Raw genomic sequence first — 18,488 nt, forward strand, 5'->3', positions numbered from 1 at the left:
GGTGACGCTTGATAATGGCTAAGCTCGATAATAATTAAGCTTGATAATAAAAACGATTAATTATGCTGATGCTTAATAATGACAATGATAGGAATATGATTAAATGAACCGTTTTTAATGCCGCTACTTTACTGAAATTTTATGCTAGGCGGTTAGGCTTTTGGTAACGATAGCTTGATGCTTTATTTATTTTACTTTTTAGCTTAACCTTTAAACCAAATCAACGTTCCAGCATTTTAAATTCGTAAAGTCCTTTTACCACGCTGACGCGATAAAAGCGCCTTGCAGCCATTCTGGTTGAGTGTTTTTTGACGTCGTTTCTTTAACCTCACTACTCTTGTTTTTATGACTGGCACTAGTATTGACATTAGTATCATAGGCTATCACATCAAACCGGTACTCGAAGTCATTATATTCAGGATGCTGCTGCAAAAAATAGCGCGCCGCTTTGATAATTTTATGTTGCTTACTTTTCGTCACGCTAAGGGCAGCATCACCAAATCCTGAACGCTGCCGTTGCCGCACTTCAATAAATACCAGTGTCGACCACGCCTGCCCTTTTTCTAGCATAATTAAGTCGAGCTCACCCACTTTTGGTTGTTGCCAATTTTGCGCAATCAATATCAAGCCTTGCGCTTGCAAAAACGCACACGCTTGCTGCTCAAAACGGCTGCCTTGACGCTGGGTCGGTGAAGTTAGGTTTAAGGGTTTGTCATTTACCATCACGGGCTTTTATTATCATGGCTATCGGTCAGCGGAACATTTGAGAATTATCATAGCACATCATGCTAAACTAACCACTTTCGCGTTTTCATAATCGCTTTTCATATGCGTTTTTAATGCTCTTTCTTAAGACAATTTCTTAATACTCCGAGGTTTTCATGTCTAGCCCTACCGCGATGCCAGCTTGTCTCTATATCGTTGCCACGCCGATTGGTAATTTAAGCGACATGACACCGCACGCAATTGACGTTTTAAAGCAAGTTGCCATCATCGCCTGTGAAGATACACGCACCTCAGGCAAACTTTTATCACATTTTGGTATTAATACCAAAGGCAATAAGGTTGAAGATAGCGAAGAAGGAACGGGTTACCATAATAAAAATGCTGCCGAAAACGAGTCTGATGGCGCTGCTAAACAAAAAGGTCATCATAAGCTTTGGGCGTATCATGAACATAATAGCGCCATTCAAACCCCCAAAATTATTGAGATGATTCAGCAAGGTCATTCGGTTGCCTTGATTAGTGATGCTGGCACGCCGCTGATTAGCGATCCCGGTTATCAATTGGTACAAGCCGCTCATGCTGCTGGTGTTCGCGTCTCTCCTATTATTGGTGCTTCTGCTGCTATTGCTGCGCTATCGGTTGCAGGATTGCCCTCAGACCGTTTTAGCTTTATTGGTTTTTTACCAGCCAAAACCCACGGTCGCCAAAAACAATTAACGACTCTCAATTCACGTACCGAAACTTTGATATTTTATGAAGCGCCGCACCGTATTGTTGCTAGCTTAGAAGATATGGCAGCTATTTTTGGTGCAGAGCGCGAAGTGACGTTTTGCCGTGAATTGACCAAAACCTTTGAGACCGTGCATAAAAGCACGCTTGGCGAATTGGTCGAATTTGTCAAAGCTGATGACAATCAGCAACGCGGTGAAATCGTCGTGGTCGTCGCTGGGGTAAATATGGCGCAGGACGATGATGATATCAGTATCCACGATAAATTATTACAGCGTTTATTAGAGGATTTATCGGTTAAAAAAGCCGCTGCCTTGGCCGCTGATATCACAGGCGTCAAAAAGAACGCACTTTATCAGCGCCTGCTTGAACTACAAACAGCATAGTTTGTAGTTATAAAAAATTAAGCGAAGCAGCCATAGATTAAGTAACAGCAAATTAAGTATTGATAAATTAAGTATTGATAAATTAAGTATTGATAAATTAAGTATTGATAAATTAAGTATTGATAAATTAAGTATTGATAAATTAAATGTCAGTAAATTAAGTACTGGTAAATTCATTGAGGAGAGAAACAGTATGTACGATGTGATGGCAATAGGTAATGCCTTGGTTGACCACGAATACCTGCTGTCGGATGCAGCGCTAGAAGAAACCGACCTGACCAAAGGCAATATGACGCTTGCAGGACTCGAAGAGCAGCAGCAGTTATTGGCGTATTTTAAACTGGCCGACATTGCGCCATCAAAACAAGCAGGCGGCGGCTCAGCGGCCAATGCAATGTATGCCTTTGCAAGCTTAGGCGGTAAACCTTTTTATGCTTGCCGCGTCGGTGATGACAAGCAAGGCGAGTTTTACCTAAAAGACTTGCATGAAGCGGGCGTTGCCACCTCCCCGCAATCCATCCATGCAGGCGGCGTGACTGGCTCATGCGTGGTAGCAGTGACCGAAGATGGTGAGCGTACCATGCAAACATTCCTTGGCACCTCAAGCGATATTACGGCTAATAACGTTGACTTTGGAGCATTAACCCAAGCTGGCTGGTTATATTTAGAAGGTTATTTGGCGATGTCCGAAGGTATCCAGCCTGCGATGACCAAACTACGCCAACAAGCTGGTATCAATGGCGCCAAAATTGCCGTCAGCTTTGCTGATCCTGCCGTGGTAAAGTTTGCCAAAGAAGGCCTGCTTAATATGCTCGGCAATAAAGTCGCGGTGATATTTTGTAATAGTGAAGAAGCCAAATTATTCACCGATAAAAAACAGCATAAGTCGGCGGCGCGAGCCTTACTTGAGCATTGTCAGACAGCAGTCGTTACCGATGGACCCAATGGCGCTATCATCGCTCATAAGCCAAATGATGAGTCAGAGATTGAAATTTTTGAGGTTCCTACGCCAGCTGTTGTAAATGTTATTGATACCAATGGTGCCGGCGATAACTATTCTGGGGCGTTTTTATATGCTTTATCGCAGCATTATAGCTTGCCAGAATGCGGACAACTTGCTAGCGAAATCGCCGCCCAAGTGATTCAGCAGTTTGGTCCACGCCTCGCATCAAAAGAGTATCAAGATATCTCGCGCCGCGTTTTAACGGTTTAGTGGCTGGATTATTTGATTACTAAAGCGCTAAAATCTAAGTTTCTAAGTGTCTGAGATGGCGTTTCTAGTTTACCTCTAATAAAAGATAGTGCTGCTGGGATAAATTTTGCGCAGCCTCTGGAGCGACGAAGTCGCACAGCAAGCAAGGAAAATTTGCACCAGTAGCACTTTATAATATTTTCGCGCTTTTATTTAGGATTGCCTACAAAACTTTAGCATCTAATAAGCAAAAGCCCATCTCAAATCAATATGGGCTTTCTCTGTATGCAATATCTTATATTTGACTAAGCCGTAGCCAATGCTTGCTCTAAGTCGGCCTTAATATCTTCGATGTGCTCAATACCAATCGATAAACGAACCATATCCGCACTGACGCCGGCATTTTCTAGCTCTTGCTCGTTAAGCTGACGATGAGTGGTTGTGGCTGGATGACAAGCGAGCGACTTAGCATCACCGATATTGACCAAGCGCGTAATCAGTTGCAGCGCATCAATAAAGCGCGCGCCTGCTTCGAGGCCACCTTTTACCCCAAAGGTTAAAATAGCAGATGGCGTGCCCTTCATGTATTTTTGCGCAAGCTCATGCTCAGGATGGTCAGGTAGACCAGCATATTTTACCCAAGCAACTTTGTCATGGTCGCGTAGATATTCAGCAACCGCTTGCGCGTTTTGCACATGACGCTCCATACGCAAGCTCAATGTCTCCATCCCTTGCATGATACCAAAAGCATTGAGTGGGCTAATTGCTGCGCCAGTATTACGTAAAGGCGCCACGCGAGCACGAGCGATAAAGGCCGCTGCGCCGACGTCTTTGACAAAGTTTACGCCGTGATAGCTTTCATCTGGGGTGTTTAATAATGGGAAGCGCTCAGGATAATCGCCCCAAGGGAAAGTTCCGCTATCAACAATCGCGCCACCAATTGAGGTGCCCGTACCGCTCATGTATTTGGTCAATGAATGAATGACGATATCAGCGCCAAACTCAAATGGACGGCACAGCGCCGGCGTCGCAACCGTACTATCAATCACCACTGGTACGCCATATTCATGGGCGATGTCACTCAGTGCTTGGATATCGACGATATTACCCAATGGATTACCAATACTTTCGGCAAAGACCATCTTGGTTTTATCATCGATTAAATCACATATTGCTTCTGGGTTTTTATGGTCAAAAAAACGGACTTCGATACCTTGGCGCGGCAAAGCATGGGCAAATAGATTATAAGTGCCGCCGTATAGCGTTGATACGGCGACGATATTATCACCTGCTTCACAAATGGTTTGAATCGCATAAGTGATAGCCGCCATACCTGAGGCAACCGCTAGCGCCCCAATACCGCCTTCAAGTGCGGCAACGCGCTCCTCTAACACCGCCGTCGTCGGATTCATGATACGGGTGTAAATATTGCCAGCAACCTTTAAATCAAATAAATCGGCGCCATGCTGGGTATTATCAAAGGCATACGAGCTGGTATGATAAATAGGCACGGCGACCGCTTTGGTGGTTGGCTCGACGCTATAGCCAGCGTGAATAGCTAAGGTTTCAAGGCGCTGGGTATTCTGCTTAGCTGGTTGTCCGTCACTCATCAGGTGCTCCTAAAATTTTATGGGATATTTAGAGGGTATTGTTAGGTTATTAAACCCATATTTCATTTATCAAAATTGGTTATAACAAAAAGTCATAAAAAAAGCTGAGTTAATCATAACCCAGCTTCTTTATTAAAAGAATAGCAAATTTTTCATCTCTTAATAACAAACATTCATAAGTAATATTTATAAGCAAAGAAACTAATAAGCATATTCCTAGGTGATATCGGCGCTATTTTTATAACGACTTGTCATTTTCTATTTATAGTAAGCGTTTTCTGTACGCGTGTGGTCGGTTTCATCGATGACTTGGGTCAGCTCGGGAATTTGCTGTTTTAGCTGTACTTCGACGCCTTGACGTAAGGTCATATCAACCGCTGAACAGCCTTGGCAACCACCACCGAATTTTAGTATCGCGGTCAAACCAACGCCTTCTTCATCAATCAATTCAAGCAACTGGACATCACCGCCGTGAGCGGCCAAACTTGGGTTAATTTCAGACTGTAAGACATAGTTGATACGTTCTTCGACACTGGCATCAGCACCAACTTTTGGCACTTTTGAGTTTGGCGCACGGAACGTCAACTGCCCACCAAAACGGTCTTTATTATAATCAATCACCGCATCTTCTAAATAAGGCACCGATGCCGCTTCAATAAAGGCCGAAAAATCATCATAAGTCAATTTTAAATCAGCGCTGTCTTCTTCGCCTGGCTGATTGTACGCCATGCAGCATTCGGCACGCGGTGTGCCTGGATGCTCGACGAAAATACGCACGCCGATACCATCGGTATCTTGCTTCGCTAATAAATCTGCCAAATACCCTTGCGCCGCTTCAGTGATGGTGATGTTACTTTTAGCTTCGGTTTGCTCAGTATCTAACGCTGACTCGTAATCGGCAGCAGGGTTTACTTGAGTATCAGTTGGATTGTGTTCACTCATAATGCTTCCTATGTGTTATGACACAAGCGTTATATTGGCCACGTCTACTGTGTCGTCTATGTGAGGTTGGGACTAATGAAATTACCATCATTTTGGCTTATCGTTTTAATGCTTTGACCGTGATGAAAATTTCTTTATAGCTCTTTATGATGTCTATTATAGCGCACTTAACGCATAATTCCGACCGCACTAGTGTGAATTGGCAGTAGCGATTTTTAAGCGCTGAGGTTTTAAGCGATGGCTATTTTTAATAAGGCTTACCTATAGTAAGCTGCCTTTATCTTCATAGTATATAAAGACAGTGTGCAGACTTATCAAGTCTAGCGGGCGTAGAATGCACCAAAGAGCTTATGAAAATTTTAAAAGAATAAATATCAGAATCTTAACTATTTTGAGAGAGCAGTATGTTGACTGAGAATCTAAATTTTGTGACCACCAAAGATGCCGTACAAATCGCTATTTGGGAAGTTTTTGATAATGAAAAAAGCCATCAATTATCTATCGTTAATGCGCATCAAGGTCAAAATATCTTCTTAACGCACGGCACTTTTTCGGACAAAAAAACCTGCTTAAGAATCGCCGAATACTTAGCTGAGCTTGGACATCATTGCTATATCATGGAATGGCGCGCTCATGGCGCAAGCTCAAACCCCACAGACCAATTCAATTTCGAAACTGTCGCCACCTATGATTTTGCCGCCACTTTTGATTATTTATTTAACGAATTAAAGCTCAGCAATTTACACTGCGTCACCCATAGTGGCGGCGGCGCTTGCTTAACGATGTTTCTCATTCAAAATCCGCAGTATATCAATAAAATAAATAGCATCAGCATGTTTGCTTGCCAAGTGTACGGCGCCATCGTCAATCTGAAGAACTATTTTAAAATAGTCGCCGCCAAGATGTTTACCCGTCTATTTGGCTATATACCCGCCAGAAAACTCAAACTGGGACCCATCAATGAAAACCATCACACCATGAATCAATGGTATGAGTGGAATTTGCATAAAAACTTCCACAGCAGTTTTATTAAACAAAGTGATATAAATGCGAATGGTATTCAGAAAAGTGCTTTTGATAGCCACACTCGCCAGCAAAATACTCCTGAAAGTGCGATTTTTGATTATCGGCAGTATATGCCGAATATTACCGTACCCATTTATGCTATCAGCGCCAAGGGTGATAAATTCATCTCGCCAACTCGAGGTTGCCTGTCACTTTTTAACGACTTTAATCGCTCGCTCAACAAAAACTCTGCTAACGTTTTTCGTGAATACGCGCGAAGTCATGGTGACTTGGATGATTATACCCATAGCCGCATTTTAAACAGTCGTACGGCTGCCAAAGAGATTTGGCCAACGGTGGCGGCATGGATTGCGCAACATGCAGGGTAAACTTGCAGATTAGAATAGGTCAAATGACGCAAACAGCATAATACTACATCTCCTAAAACTAACTTCACATAACATAACTGACTTGGCCAGATTGGCTGTTTAGACTGGATTGAACGCTATAATAAATCCACAGGAGTAGTTTATGCAGTTATATGTCATACCAGGAACTTGCGCCGTTGTACCGCACACTGCCCTCGAATGGACGGGGACAGATTACGAGCTTAAGCTTTTAGATCACGATTCGGTCAAATCAGAAGAATATCTACGTATCAATCCGCAAGGCGCGGTGCCAGCTATCGTCGATGGCGACACTATCATTACTCAAAACATAGCCACCCAAGTCTATATCGATGCCGCCTATCCCGATGCCAATATATTTGGTTCAGATACCTCACCAGCTGGTAAAGGTGAACTGATGCATTGGCTAGGGTTTTTGAATGCGGATCTGCATAAAGCCTTTGCCCCGCTCTTTGGCCCTGATGGCTTTGTTGAAGGGGATGCAGCACAAGAAAGCTTAAAACAAAAGGCCAAAGAAAAAATCGCCCATTTGCTTAGACTGCCCAACGAGCAGCTCGGTAAAACTGATTATCTAACAGGCAGTAAAACCACGGCTGATATTTACTTATACATCACCCTAACGTGGGCGAAAAAGTTTGAGATCGATCTATCTGACTATAAAAACCTTGATACCTTTGTCAAACGTATTGAAGAAGATAAAGGTTTGACCGCCGTCATTGAGCAGCAAGGCTTAGAAAAAATCAAAACACTTGAGATTTGATATTATTAATGCTTTGAGCGTTTGCAAAAACCTTTCTAACCTTAACCTTTCTAGCCTTTAGAAGGGTTTTTGCTTTTATATCTATAAAAATATTATCCTTTAAAATAACATTCATGGCGCAAAAACCAAGCGCTAAAATTCGTTAAAGCGATAAAGTCACGGCACTAAACATCTTTATACTTGTCAGCCAGATATAGGCTGTGTCAGTATTAGCCTCTTTGAGACATTTTAAATTGATAATTAATAGCAGTAAGTTAGGAGTTGGCCGTTATGAGTGAATCAGCAGAGCAAGGTTCGGATAAAAGCTCGGATAAAAATAACAGTAAAGACTACCGTTATTTGGTATTTATTGGACGTTTCCAGCCGTTTCACTGCGGGCATAAGGCAGTGGTCGATGAAGCATTAAAACGTGCCGATAACGTCATTATGCTGATCGGTTCTGCCAACCTGCCGCGCAGTCTGCGTAATCCATTTAGTGTCGATGAACGGGCGGCGATGATTAAGAACACCTACTTGCCAGCAGAAGCGGCGCGAATTCACTGTGTCGGCCTCGACGATGCACTCTACAATGACACGCGTTGGCTGCAATATGTGCAGACGGGCGTCAAATCCGTCACCGGCGACTTACAGGCTGATATTGGGCTGATTGGTCATTCAAAAGACAGCTCATCTTATTATTTATCCTTATTCCCAAATTGGGCGTCGGTTTCTGTACCCAATTATCACAATTTATCCGCGACCCCTATTCGTGACAGCTACCTGATGGGTGCCACGCCAACGCCTGAGCGCACCCCTGAGTCGACCCGCAACGTCCTCAATGACTTTAAAAAGACCGATATTTATCAAAACCTGCATGAAGAAGCCGATTTTGTCGATAAATATAAAAGACAATGGGAATCTGCGCCTTATCCACCGACCTTTATGACCGCTGATGCGCTCGTCGTACAATCAGGGCATATTTTATTGGTTGAACGCCGCAGTATGCCAGGACGCGGGCTATGGGCATTACCGGGTGGTTTTTTGAATCCAAAAGAAACACTCTTTGATGCCTGTATCCGCGAGCTACGCGAAGAGACGCGCTTAAAAGTGCCTGAACCGGTGCTACGCGGCTCTTGTCATAGTCAGCATACCTTTGACGACCCGTATCGCTCAGCGCGTGGGCGTACGATTACCCAAGCTTTTTATTTTCAGCTAAAAAACGACCCAAAAGGGTTGCCAAAAGTCAAAGGTGGCGACGATGCAGCCAAAGCGTTTTGGCTGCCACTCGCTGAGCTTGATGCCACCATGATGTTTGAAGACCATTATGCGATTATCGCTAAAATGGTTGGTTTGTAGGCTTTTATCAGGCGACTGTGCAATTTTTATTAACCTTTTTTCACGCCAGCGCCGATAGACGGCAATGGCTCACCGCCGCAGCGGTTATTAAAAAACAGCTGCGGCATCTCAAAGCAGAGGAGTTCTGTGATGTACACCAGCAATTTAAACAATTTAATCTTAAATAGCGACAGCTATAAAACCTCCCATTGGGTGCAATATCCAAAAGGTAGCGAGTATCTATCAAGCTATATCGAAGCGCGTAAAGGTGACTACGATGTGGTATTTTTTGGCTTGCAAGCCTTTATCAAAGAATACCTTAGCACGCCGATTACCCATCAAGATATCGATGAAGCCGAAACGGTCATTCAAGCCCATGGCTTAACCTTTAACCGTGCCGGTTGGGAGCTGTTAGTCGATAAGTATGGCGGCTATCTGCCACTGCGCATCGAAGCCATTCCTGAAGGCAGCGTCGTTCCAGCATCCAATGTGGTCTGCCAAATTATTAATACTGACCCTGAGTTCTATTGGCTACCAAGCTATATCGAAACGGCGCTACTGCGTGCGATTTGGTATCCCTCAACCGTCGCTAGCGTCTCGCACTATTGCAAAGGCATCATTCGTCAGGCACTAGAAAAATCTGCCGACAATACCGAGTCGCTGATTTTCCGTTTGCATGATTTTGGTTCGCGCGGTGCGTCTAGTCAAGAATCTGTCGCCCTTGGTAGTCTTGCGCATTTGGTGAACTTTGCTGGTACCGACTCGATGACGGCCTTGGTTGCCGCCAGCCGCTGGTATCACATGGACAAAGAAATAGCTGCTTTTTCTATCCCTGCTGCTGAGCATAGCACCATGACGGCGTGGGGTCGCGACGGAGAAACTGCCGCCTTTGCCAATATGATTGAACAATTTGGCGGCGCTGGTAAAAGTTTTTCTGTGGTATCTGACAGCTATGATTTATGGAATGCCATTGATAATATTTGGGGCGGTAGCCTAAAAGACGACGTCAAAAATATGGGCGGAACTTTGGTTATCCGTCCAGATAGCGGCGATCCGGCAAAAGTGGTGCGCGAAGCCTTGGAGCGTTTGGCGGTAAAGTTTGGCACCACCATCAATAGCAAAGGCTATAAAGTGCTGCCCGACTATGTACGCATTATCCAAGGCGATGGTATCAGCCCGCAAAGCTTAAGCAAAATCATCGATGTGGTCTTAAACGCAGGCTTTAGCGCCGACAATATCACCTTTGGGATGGGCGGCGGCTTATTGCAGCAAGTCAATCGCGATACCATGAGCTGGGCGATGAAAGCCAGTGCCATCTCTATCGATGGTGTATGGAAAGATATCTATAAAGACCCTGTCACCAGTCGCTCAAAACGCTCAAAAAGAGGCCGTTTGGCACTCATAAAAAATAGCAAAGGCAACATAGATACCATTAAAGCGGATAATTTAACGTCAGCTGCAGATAACCTACTACGCGATGTATATATCGATGGTAAATTACTTATTGAAGACAACCTCACTACGATTCGGGAGCGTGCAGGATGGTAGCTACTAAAAAAATGCAAAATAAAATAACCGCTGCTGCCAAGGACGTGCTGCTTGCTCCTGTTTACCTTTATCAAGGGCACAAAATCAAGCGTGATACCGTACGCCTACCTGAGCCAAATGGCGAGCGTCATGGACAGGTTCAGCTCAATAACTTGCCTATTACCTCAAAGGGTAAAAGCAATAATATATTGAACCTGATGGTCGTTGGTGATTCGGCAGCGGCTGGCGTCGGTAGTCAAACCCAACAAGAGGCGCTGGTTGGTCATTTGATACCTATTTTGACTGAGCAGCCTGCTATCCAAAGCGCTTTTGATACCTTAAACTGGTCGTTGCAAGCGACCACGGGTCATACCAGCTTTGATATTTTGCGCAGGCTTTATGTGTTGCCTGCACCGAGCCAACCTATTGATGTGATGGTATTAAGTGTCGGCGTTAATGACACCACCTCCAAAGTCTCTGCGGCTCAATGGCAACAGCAGATTGAAAATATCATTGCTATCGCCCAGCGTAAATTTGGCGTACGCGAGCTGGTTTTTTTAAGCTTACCGCCGATGGCACAAATGCCTGCAATACCTGCGCCATTGAATAACTTCGTTGGTGCCAAAGCCGCTATCCTTGATAATAGCTTGCAGCAAATTTGTGCCGCTCATGACAATGTCACTTATATGGCAACGAACTTTGCGCGCATGATAGAAGAACACTCTAACGGCACGCCGATCGATATCAGAGTGATGTTTGCCAGCGACGGCTTTCATCCAAGCAGTTTGATGTATGGCTATTGGGCGCAGCAAGTGGCAGAATTGATTGTGAAGTTGCTAGATTCGTCGACTACTAAGTTAAGTAGCTGAGTAGTGCAAATACTTAACATTAAAATTTAGATAAAAAAAACCGCTGAATAGTCAGCGGTTTTTTATTGCTTAGCAAAAGACTGCTTCGCGATATGTATTTACACCATAAGTATAAATTATTCAGCAGAATCAGCCGCTTTCTTACTACGGCCACCAAACGCACCAAAGCGTTTGTTGAAGCTTGCAACACGGCCTTCAGTAGAGGTTTTACGTTGTTCGCCAGTATAGAATGGATGCGACGCACTTGAAATATCAAGTGGGTAGTATGGGTATTCTTTACCTTCGTATTCACGAGTGGCTTTGGTGTTAACGGTTGAGCGAGTTAAGAAAAACACGTCAGCGTTGGTGTCATGGAACAAAACTTCTTGGTAATTAGGATGGATATCTTTACGCATAATAAACTCTCTATGTCCGATGTATGGAAAGCACTTTTGCTTAATGGCATTTTGACTATCAAGCACGCTCACATACGTAACTGAGGCACTAAGGACATCTATCAGTCTGGCAATTACGTCACTGGCTTATTCCAGCACCCAACACCACACCGCTGCTCACTTAGCCTTTCCCCAGCGGGAAAATCAAACCGCGATTTTAACGGTTTTTGCTACTCGATGCAAGCCGCTTCTACGATAAAACCATGCCATGAACTCGACTTAACGCCATTATGCTGAGTCAAAAAACCACATAAATAATCATAAAAAAGCAGCCACGCTAGCTGCCTTTTTTATGGAAAACTTATTTTTGGAAAACTTATTTTTGGAAAAATGGAAACTTATTTGGTTTTTACGATATGCCAAACGCCAAGTTTGTTGTCGCCATCTTTATCGCCAACCTTGGTATCATTGGCATAAAAGTATAACGGTTTACCATTCATCGCCCATTGATATTTGCCATCTTCACGTTTAAAGGCGGCAAACTGTCCTGACGCTTTGGCATTACTTGGTGCCAAAAACGCTGGCCAAGCAACCAGACAAGCTGAGCCACATTCTGATTTATTCATAGAATCTTTATCAAAGGTATATAAGGTCATATGATTGGTTGCATCGACCAACATACCGTTTTTACTGGCAACTGGAGCGGTATTTTTAGTGGTCGCTTGCACCTCATGCATGCCAGAATCATCCTTGCCCAGCATATTGTTAAACGTAGAACAGCCGCTAAGCGCTAATGCACCAGAAATGACAGATAACATAAGTATATGTTTCATAATAACGTCCTTGTTAATAGTGGTTTTTTAAATTGCTTCTTTTATATGGTTTCTTGTGGTCTGCAATCCTATACCTTAAAGCAAAAAACGGCTTAAAGCTGACCATAAGTATTTTTACTATAGCACAGACATAAAATCAGTTATTTCTCGCATCATATAAATTTACAAAAGCACATAAAGTTTACAAATTAAATAAAGTTTGCTCTTCAATTTTTTAAAAATGCTTTTACAAAGCTGTGTTTTAGTCGCTCCTTGTTTGCCGTCCTTTGACAAAACTTATGCATCTACTTACGTTTTTGCCATGCTAATTTGAGTAATTTTTTCGTAGAATAAGACACCTATATTAAGAATTACTACACAATGAGAAATATGACTATGGCGGTTTAAAATGACTGTTGAACTTAGGGTTCGCTGTACGCATATCGGTAGCCTTGCATGAAAAAACATACGCATTAGAAAAACACGTTATTTAACATATAAGCACGGCGAATATAAAAAACTTAAGAAAAGAAACTTAGCAACGAATTATTTCACAAAGACGCCGAGCCATTCCTACTAACTGAATATAGGAATGCGACTAAGGATATAACAACGACAATGACTCATTCTGTTATGAACAATCAAGCGCCTGCTAGCAAACGGGTTGGTATTCTCGGTGGTGGTACAGCGGGGGCAACTATCGCGATTCGCCTTGCGGCATTAGGCCTTGAGACGTATTTATTTGAAAAAAACACCTCGCTGATTGATGGGCCGCCGATGTGTCATTTGCATGCGGGCGGCAATCTATATCGTGAAATACCTGATGAAGATTGCGTTGCCCTGCTCAAACAATGCATCGATATTCTGCGCCTTTATCCTTATACCATTGATGTACGCCCGACGGTATTTGCGGTGCCAACACGCGATGAAGGTTTGCCTGAGGATTTATTGCCACGCTTAGACATCTTAACCGACGCTTATCGAGAGCTTATCGCCGAAGATGCTAATAATAAAGTACTCGGCGAACCTGAAAACTACTATCAGCTCTACAGCCATGAGCAACTGATTGCCTTATCTGAGCGCGAGCAAGTCGCGGTGCCGCGCACGGTTGATGAATGGATGATACCAGTTGCTAAGTATTTGGATTTAAACAAGGTTAAATTTCCGCTAATTGTCGTACAAGAATATGGCTGGAATATCTTCCGTTTGGCAGCGTCTGCACAATTGGCATTAGAAGGCTATGAGCACGCGCACGTGTTTACCGATACGCAGGTGAAGCAAGTGATGCCAGTCAATTGTGAAAACTGCTCAAATGCTGACCATCATGTGACCAGATGGCGCATTGATTATCAACAAGCAGCGCGCTCTGATACTGAAACCGAATTTGAAGCCAAAACGGATTCTATCGAAGTTGATTACTTAATCAACGCTTGTGGTTTTCGTACTGGCATCATCGATGATATGGTCGGGGTCAAAGTCACGCGTATGGTCGAGTTTAAATCCTCTTATATCACTTATTGGGACGATACGGGCGGGCAAATACCAGAAATCATCGTCTATGGTGAGCGCGGCACCCCTGAGGGCATGGCGCAACTAACGCCCTACCCTGATGGTTATTTTCAGATACATGGCATGAGTAAATTTATCACCTTATTTGATGATGGTTTGGTTGCTTCTAACAAAAATAGCGCGCAACCGAAATTGCCATCGCAATACCTGCATTATATCGAGGACGGTTGGGATAAAGCGCCGCTGCAAGCGCGCAGCCAGCAAGCCATTGATTACGTGGCTGAATTCGTCCCAACCTTTCATAGCGCGCGTACAGTTGGCAATGCGCTCTATGGCGGGCAGCAAATACCGGGGCAAGACGATACGCTGCGCGTTGCCGATGTGAGCTTATACTCTAATATTCGCTATGCGCGGGCAGAAAACGTCAAAGCCTCATCGACGCTGATTGCTGCTGATCAAATCGTTGATGAATTGACGACGCTTGGTTTGGTTGATTTTGAGGCACCAGAAAACCGTCAGCGTTATGCGCATGAATGGGCGTATTTGGCACAAAATGATAGCGTGGCGATTGATAAAGTCGCGCGTCATTTGGCGCAAGAGCGCGGCTTTCCATTGGCAATGGCGGGCGTAAATCATGGTATTCATGAGACTAATTAAAATGATTTAAATGTTAATAAAGTCAAAGCAAAAAAGAGAGCAAGGCTTAATGTTAGCCTTGCTCTCTTTTTTATATTTAGTTATTGATAAAGATAACCGCTGCTAGTTTCCCGCCATTTTCTCGGTATCAACGGCGTCATCTATTTTTACGACGGTTTTTAGCATGGCAATCGCCTCGTCAATGGTATTACAAACGACCAAACGCTCAAGGTCTTGTTGCTTCATAAAGCCTTGCTCAGCGGTATATTGTAAATGTTCAATCATACAGTCATAAAAACCATTAATATTAAGAATAATCATCGGTTTTTCGTGCTGATATAGCTGACGCCAGGTGGCGATTTCCATGATTTCTTCTAGCGTCCCAAGCCCGCCCGGCAAGGTAATAAAGGCATCGGCATACTCTGCCATCACCGTTTTACGGGTGTGCATGGTATCGGTCAAATGCAGGCGGGTCAGCTGCTCATGGGCAATTTCGTGCTTGAGCATAAAGGTTGGAATCACACCAACCGCTTGCGCGCCACCTCGGATGACCTCATCAGCGACTGCGCCCATCAGCCCGATGCTCGCTCCGCCGTAGACCAAACCCATGCCATTATCGGCAAGCGCACTACCAAGCTCACGCGCTGCCTGCTCATAAACGTCATTATTGCCCAAACGCGAGCCACAATAAACCGCGACCAGCGGCATGGTGAGCGCTGATTTATCCACAGCTTTTTCAATATTGGTAATGTCTTGACTGGTAATAACTTCATAGGTGTCATTGTTAATTTTCATTTGCATAGAGTTTCCTTAATTTTATATACATTGTTCTTATTAAATACTTAGCTATTAAAACACGTTTATTCATGCATAGTAGTTTATTGATATGTGTTATTTGGTCAAAATACATACTGCTTAATCGATAATAATTAAAATATTGCTGAAAAATAGCGCTCAAAATATACAACGTCGAGCTTGCTCATAGAACTTAGAAGTCATTTTCGCCTACCTTCCTCACTAAGATTTATTTTACCATAAGCAGTGTTACTGCAAAGTCATCATGCGGTTATCGCCAGCTAGGCTATAAAGTAAGCAACCAATCACGGCTTAATGACTGCACGCTTAATATTGATTATTAAACGCTGGTTTTTAAACGCTGAGCGCCTAGCAAGCGTTTTTATTGACCCAAAATACTGATTGATAAAAAAACTTTTACTCATAAAAATGACAAAAATACATGAAGGTTAAACCATGGAAAATCCGCACAATCAAACAGATATTTATACCCTAAGCATCATGACTGAGCGCAATCGAGCATTGGCAGCGACCGTTTATCGTCCTACAGACGAGGTGAAAGCCGCGGTTATGATCGCGCCGGCTACTGGTATAAAACGCCAGTTCTATCATAATTTTGCCACTTATTTAGCAGCCAGTGGCTTTGGGGTCTTAACCTTTGATAACGAAGGTATCGGCGAATCACTTAGCACCGATTTGGCAAAATGTGATGCTTCTTTAATCAGTTGGGGGCGTCATGACATGCCAGCCGTCCTTGATGCCTTACAAGACGAATTTACTGATGCCACTTATCATTTAATTGGACATAGCGCTGGCGGTCAGCTGATTGGTCTGATGCCAAATTATAAGGCGCTTACCTCAGTATTTAACGTCGCTTGTTCATCAGGGCAAATTAAAAATATGGACATGCCTTATAAGCTCAAAGCGATGGGTTTTATGGACGCCTTTATCCCGCTCACCAACTTAACGCTAGGCTATACGCCAGCGGATAAAATCGGCATGGGAGAGCCACTACCACGCGGCGTCGCTCGTCAATGGCGCGAGTGGTGCAATGGCGCAGGCTATATTAAAACCGCTTTTGGTAAAAGTATTCATACCCATTTTTACGATGAGATTGATATGCCTGCGTTGTGGCTCGGCTTTAGCGATGATGAGATTGCCAATAGCAAAAATATCGATGATATGATTCGCGTCTTCAGCAAAATGCCAGTCGAAAAATACTATTTTGACCCCGAAGAATTTGGCTTAAACAGTATCGGTCATATGCGCTATTTTAGCAGCAAAACCAATGCTAAAGCCCCGCAGCTTTGGCAAATGGCAGTCGATTGGCTAGCCAAGCAGCAATAAGTTTTGTTTAGGGCAGTCGTTTAAGCGCAGGCCTTTCAAGCGCAAGTCTATTTAGTCTTGCGTGATTTTTGCTGCTTGTTCTGCTTGCACACGCTTGGTCAACGCAGAATACAGCGACGGCTGCATATTATGAATGTTGCCTAGCATCCATTTTACGTAGCTAATTGGCACGTCTTTAATCGGCATGCCTTTATGTTTACCAAAGGGCATTTTGCTCAGTGGATTGGCTTTATTGGCGATAGCGTGTGCTGCGGCAAAATCTGTCGGCGCAATTGCTAGGCGCTCGCAGCAGGCCTGATACAGCAGATAACACATGCGCGCATCACCCAGCGCATCATGAGCGGCAATCGTCATTTTACCTGCCTCGCCTTTACCTAATAATTGCTCGATACATTTCGATTGCCCATAAGCGCTCCATTCTGGAAAGGCCACGCGCGCCAGCCGCACCGTACATATCAGCTTGGCGGACGGACTACCAATCACCCGCCAATCAAAGCGCACATTATGGCCAATCAAGTACTGCGGCAACTCAAATTGCCCAAGCTCAAAGCGCTCAAGACCGGCGACATCGTCATCGGTGATACCATGGATTCTAATCACGACGGGCGATATCGAGCGTCCACTATTAAAGTATTTCATCCACTCAAATCCTGTCGCTACATTGATCGTCGCCACTTGAATCGGACGCGGATCACGGCCTTGGTCGGTTTCGGTATCGATAATCAGCGCAATGTCGGTCATAAAGATTTGGCCATCGTTATTTAAAAATAGGTAGCAATAACAGTTTTCTACATAGACCTAAAAAACAGGTTAGCTTTAAAAGCAACAATGTATTTATGGGGATAAAAGCTAAAGATAACAATGGCATACAAACAATAGAAACGTTAACTCTTATACTACCCATTAGAGTTAACTCAAAAAAAATAAAGAGATATCAATGCTAGCAGATGGCAATAATCCGCAGCCAAGCCCAAGTAAAAAGCCAAACCTTTTACGCCGTGTACTAAGTGTATTCATCAAGGCGGCGGTGTTACTGATGCTGTTATTTGTCTTTGACAAGCTCTTACCGAGTATCAGCAAGCAAACTCAGTCGTTTGTACTGGCAAAATGGCAACAGCTCAGTTTATTACAACAAGAATTACCGACAGAAAATAGCTTACCTAGCCCACTGCCCGAACGACACTTAACGGATACATGGGGCGCTGCGCGTAGCCAAGGTCGTTCTCACGAAGGCATAGATATATTTGCCAAGCGAGGTACGCCGATACAAGCAACGACGCAAGGCATCGTTAGCAAAGTTGGCGAAAACAGCTTAGGCGGGCGCGTGGTGGTCATCATTGGCCCGGGCGGCGCTGGACATTATTATGCCCATTTAGAGGATTATGCCGATATCAGCCCGAACGACTGGGTCAATGCTGGCGATATCATCGGTTACGTCGGCGACAGCGGAAATGCCAAAGGTACGCCGCCGCACGTCCATTATGGGATTTATATCAATGGCAGCGCGGTCAACCCTTATCCACTTTTGCAAAAGCCTGATAGCTAGCG

At 44.0% G+C, this 18,488-nt stretch carries 17 protein-coding genes; 10 read left to right on the forward strand and 7 right to left on the reverse strand.

What is annotated here, in order from left to right:
* Positions 1-255 precede the first annotated feature (255 nt).
* Positions 256-723, reverse strand: a complete 468-nt coding sequence (locus tag RAH45_RS11920) for a YraN family protein (protein WP_198328630.1) — start codon at positions 721-723, stop codon at positions 256-258.
* 158 nt (positions 724-881) lie between these two features.
* Here RAH45_RS11920 and rsmI point away from each other — a divergent pair, with 158 nt between their 5' ends.
* Together rsmI and RAH45_RS11930 are read left to right on the forward strand one after the other, a co-directional pair.
* Positions 882-1,841 carry a 16S rRNA (cytidine(1402)-2'-O)-methyltransferase gene (gene rsmI / locus RAH45_RS11925; protein ID WP_198328629.1) on the forward strand — a complete coding sequence of 320 codons (960 nt, stop codon included), beginning with the start codon at positions 882-884 and terminating at the stop codon, positions 1,839-1,841.
* 193 nt (positions 1,842-2,034) lie between these two features.
* Complete coding sequence (locus RAH45_RS11930; RefSeq protein ID WP_198328628.1) at positions 2,035-3,054, forward strand: adenosine kinase; 1,020 nt, start codon at positions 2,035-2,037, stop codon at positions 3,052-3,054.
* Positions 3,055-3,338: 284 nt separating this feature from the next.
* Here the strand turns inward: RAH45_RS11930 and RAH45_RS11935 are convergent, their stop codons facing one another.
* A complete protein-coding gene (locus tag RAH45_RS11935; RefSeq protein ID WP_198328627.1) occupies positions 3,339-4,643 on the reverse strand; it encodes an O-acetylhomoserine aminocarboxypropyltransferase/cysteine synthase family protein in 1,305 nt (434 codons plus the stop codon).
* Between the two features lie 258 nt (positions 4,644-4,901).
* Complete coding sequence (gene nfuA, locus RAH45_RS11940) at positions 4,902-5,585, reverse strand: Fe-S biogenesis protein NfuA (protein ID WP_102076939.1); 684 nt, start codon at positions 5,583-5,585, stop codon at positions 4,902-4,904.
* 404 nt (positions 5,586-5,989) lie between these two features.
* Here nfuA and RAH45_RS11945 point away from each other — a divergent pair, with 404 nt between their 5' ends.
* From RAH45_RS11945 to RAH45_RS11965, 5 genes are all read left to right on the forward strand, one after another.
* On the forward strand, positions 5,990-6,979 hold the full coding sequence (locus tag RAH45_RS11945) for an alpha/beta fold hydrolase (protein ID WP_198328623.1): 990 nt from the start codon (positions 5,990-5,992) through the stop codon (positions 6,977-6,979).
* Between the two features lie 142 nt (positions 6,980-7,121).
* Positions 7,122-7,757: a glutathione S-transferase family protein gene (locus tag RAH45_RS11950; protein WP_198328622.1), complete on the forward strand. Its 636-nt coding sequence runs from the start codon at positions 7,122-7,124 to the stop codon at positions 7,755-7,757.
* 270 nt (positions 7,758-8,027) lie between these two features.
* Positions 8,028-9,092 carry a bifunctional nicotinamide-nucleotide adenylyltransferase/Nudix hydroxylase gene (locus RAH45_RS11955; RefSeq protein WP_198328621.1) on the forward strand — a complete coding sequence of 355 codons (1,065 nt, stop codon included), beginning with the start codon at positions 8,028-8,030 and terminating at the stop codon, positions 9,090-9,092.
* 129 nt (positions 9,093-9,221) lie between these two features.
* Positions 9,222-10,619 carry a nicotinate phosphoribosyltransferase gene (locus tag RAH45_RS11960; protein WP_102076943.1) on the forward strand — a complete coding sequence of 466 codons (1,398 nt, stop codon included), beginning with the start codon at positions 9,222-9,224 and terminating at the stop codon, positions 10,617-10,619.
* A complete protein-coding gene (locus RAH45_RS11965; protein ID WP_068405146.1) occupies positions 10,613-11,467 on the forward strand; it encodes an SGNH/GDSL hydrolase family protein in 855 nt (284 codons plus the stop codon). Before RAH45_RS11960 ends, RAH45_RS11965 begins: the two co-directional genes overlap by 7 nt.
* Before the next feature lie 116 nt (positions 11,468-11,583).
* Here the strand turns inward: RAH45_RS11965 and RAH45_RS11970 are convergent, their stop codons facing one another.
* Together RAH45_RS11970 and RAH45_RS11975 are read right to left on the reverse strand one after the other, a co-directional pair.
* Complete coding sequence (locus RAH45_RS11970; RefSeq protein WP_068405148.1) at positions 11,584-11,862, reverse strand: type B 50S ribosomal protein L31; 279 nt, start codon at positions 11,860-11,862, stop codon at positions 11,584-11,586.
* Positions 11,863-12,239: 377 nt separating this feature from the next.
* The gene (locus RAH45_RS11975) at positions 12,240-12,674 is read right to left on the reverse strand and encodes a COG4315 family predicted lipoprotein (RefSeq protein ID WP_068405150.1); all 435 of its coding nucleotides are present in this window, start codon (positions 12,672-12,674) and stop codon (positions 12,240-12,242) included.
* A 597-nt stretch (positions 12,675-13,271) separates the two neighbouring features.
* Here RAH45_RS11975 and RAH45_RS11980 point away from each other — a divergent pair.
* Positions 13,272-14,819 (forward strand): FAD-dependent oxidoreductase, encoded by a 1,548-nt coding sequence (locus tag RAH45_RS11980; protein ID WP_306495298.1) that lies wholly within the window; start codon positions 13,272-13,274, stop codon positions 14,817-14,819.
* A 102-nt stretch (positions 14,820-14,921) separates the two neighbouring features.
* On the opposite strand, the gene RAH45_RS11985 is transcribed toward RAH45_RS11980, so the two are convergent.
* Complete coding sequence (locus tag RAH45_RS11985) at positions 14,922-15,599, reverse strand: LOG family protein (protein WP_198328617.1); 678 nt, start codon at positions 15,597-15,599, stop codon at positions 14,922-14,924.
* A gap of 450 nt (positions 15,600-16,049) precedes the next feature.
* Between RAH45_RS11985 and RAH45_RS11990 the strand changes: the two genes are divergently transcribed.
* The gene (locus tag RAH45_RS11990) at positions 16,050-16,940 is read left to right on the forward strand and encodes an alpha/beta hydrolase family protein (protein WP_198328615.1); all 891 of its coding nucleotides are present in this window, start codon (positions 16,050-16,052) and stop codon (positions 16,938-16,940) included.
* Between the two features lie 51 nt (positions 16,941-16,991).
* On the opposite strand, the gene RAH45_RS11995 is transcribed toward RAH45_RS11990, so the two are convergent.
* Positions 16,992-17,681 carry a putative quorum-sensing-regulated virulence factor gene (locus RAH45_RS11995; protein WP_198328613.1) on the reverse strand — a complete coding sequence of 230 codons (690 nt, stop codon included), beginning with the start codon at positions 17,679-17,681 and terminating at the stop codon, positions 16,992-16,994.
* 196 nt (positions 17,682-17,877) lie between these two features.
* Between RAH45_RS11995 and RAH45_RS12000 the strand changes: the two genes are divergently transcribed.
* The gene (locus RAH45_RS12000) at positions 17,878-18,486 is read left to right on the forward strand and encodes a M23 family metallopeptidase (protein WP_198328611.1); all 609 of its coding nucleotides are present in this window, start codon (positions 17,878-17,880) and stop codon (positions 18,484-18,486) included.
* The last annotated feature ends 2 nt before the right edge of the window (positions 18,487-18,488 follow it).

Origin of the sequence: Psychrobacter sp. van23A (assembly GCF_030845275.1) — a bacterium.
GTDB classification, from domain to species: domain Bacteria; phylum Pseudomonadota; class Gammaproteobacteria; order Pseudomonadales; family Moraxellaceae; genus Psychrobacter; species Psychrobacter faecalis.

Excerpts from the sequence above, each read along its gene's own strand:
- RAH45_RS11920 (WP_198328630.1), bottom strand. The coding sequence starts at position 723 with ATGGTAAATGACAAACCCTTAAACCTAACTTCACCGACCCAGCGTCAA.
- rsmI (WP_198328629.1), top strand. The coding sequence starts at position 882 with ATGTCTAGCCCTACCGCGATGCCAGCTTGTCTCTATATCGTTGCCACG.
- RAH45_RS11930 (WP_198328628.1), top strand. The coding sequence starts at position 2,035 with ATGTACGATGTGATGGCAATAGGTAATGCCTTGGTTGACCACGAATAC.
- RAH45_RS11935 (WP_198328627.1), bottom strand. The coding sequence starts at position 4,643 with ATGAGTGACGGACAACCAGCTAAGCAGAATACCCAGCGCCTTGAAACC.
- nfuA (WP_102076939.1), bottom strand. The coding sequence starts at position 5,585 with ATGAGTGAACACAATCCAACTGATACTCAAGTAAACCCTGCTGCCGAT.
- RAH45_RS11945 (WP_198328623.1), top strand. The coding sequence starts at position 5,990 with ATGTTGACTGAGAATCTAAATTTTGTGACCACCAAAGATGCCGTACAA.
- RAH45_RS11950 (WP_198328622.1), top strand. The coding sequence starts at position 7,122 with ATGCAGTTATATGTCATACCAGGAACTTGCGCCGTTGTACCGCACACT.
- RAH45_RS11955 (WP_198328621.1), top strand. The coding sequence starts at position 8,028 with ATGAGTGAATCAGCAGAGCAAGGTTCGGATAAAAGCTCGGATAAAAAT.
- RAH45_RS11960 (WP_102076943.1), top strand. The coding sequence starts at position 9,222 with ATGTACACCAGCAATTTAAACAATTTAATCTTAAATAGCGACAGCTAT.
- RAH45_RS11965 (WP_068405146.1), top strand. The coding sequence starts at position 10,613 with ATGGTAGCTACTAAAAAAATGCAAAATAAAATAACCGCTGCTGCCAAG.
- RAH45_RS11970 (WP_068405148.1), bottom strand. The coding sequence starts at position 11,862 with ATGCGTAAAGATATCCATCCTAATTACCAAGAAGTTTTGTTCCATGAC.
- RAH45_RS11975 (WP_068405150.1), bottom strand. The coding sequence starts at position 12,674 with ATGAAACATATACTTATGTTATCTGTCATTTCTGGTGCATTAGCGCTT.
- RAH45_RS11980 (WP_306495298.1), top strand. The coding sequence starts at position 13,272 with ATGACTCATTCTGTTATGAACAATCAAGCGCCTGCTAGCAAACGGGTT.
- RAH45_RS11985 (WP_198328617.1), bottom strand. The coding sequence starts at position 15,599 with ATGCAAATGAAAATTAACAATGACACCTATGAAGTTATTACCAGTCAA.
- RAH45_RS11990 (WP_198328615.1), top strand. The coding sequence starts at position 16,050 with ATGGAAAATCCGCACAATCAAACAGATATTTATACCCTAAGCATCATG.
- RAH45_RS11995 (WP_198328613.1), bottom strand. The coding sequence starts at position 17,681 with ATGACCGACATTGCGCTGATTATCGATACCGAAACCGACCAAGGCCGT.
- RAH45_RS12000 (WP_198328611.1), top strand. The coding sequence starts at position 17,878 with ATGCTAGCAGATGGCAATAATCCGCAGCCAAGCCCAAGTAAAAAGCCA.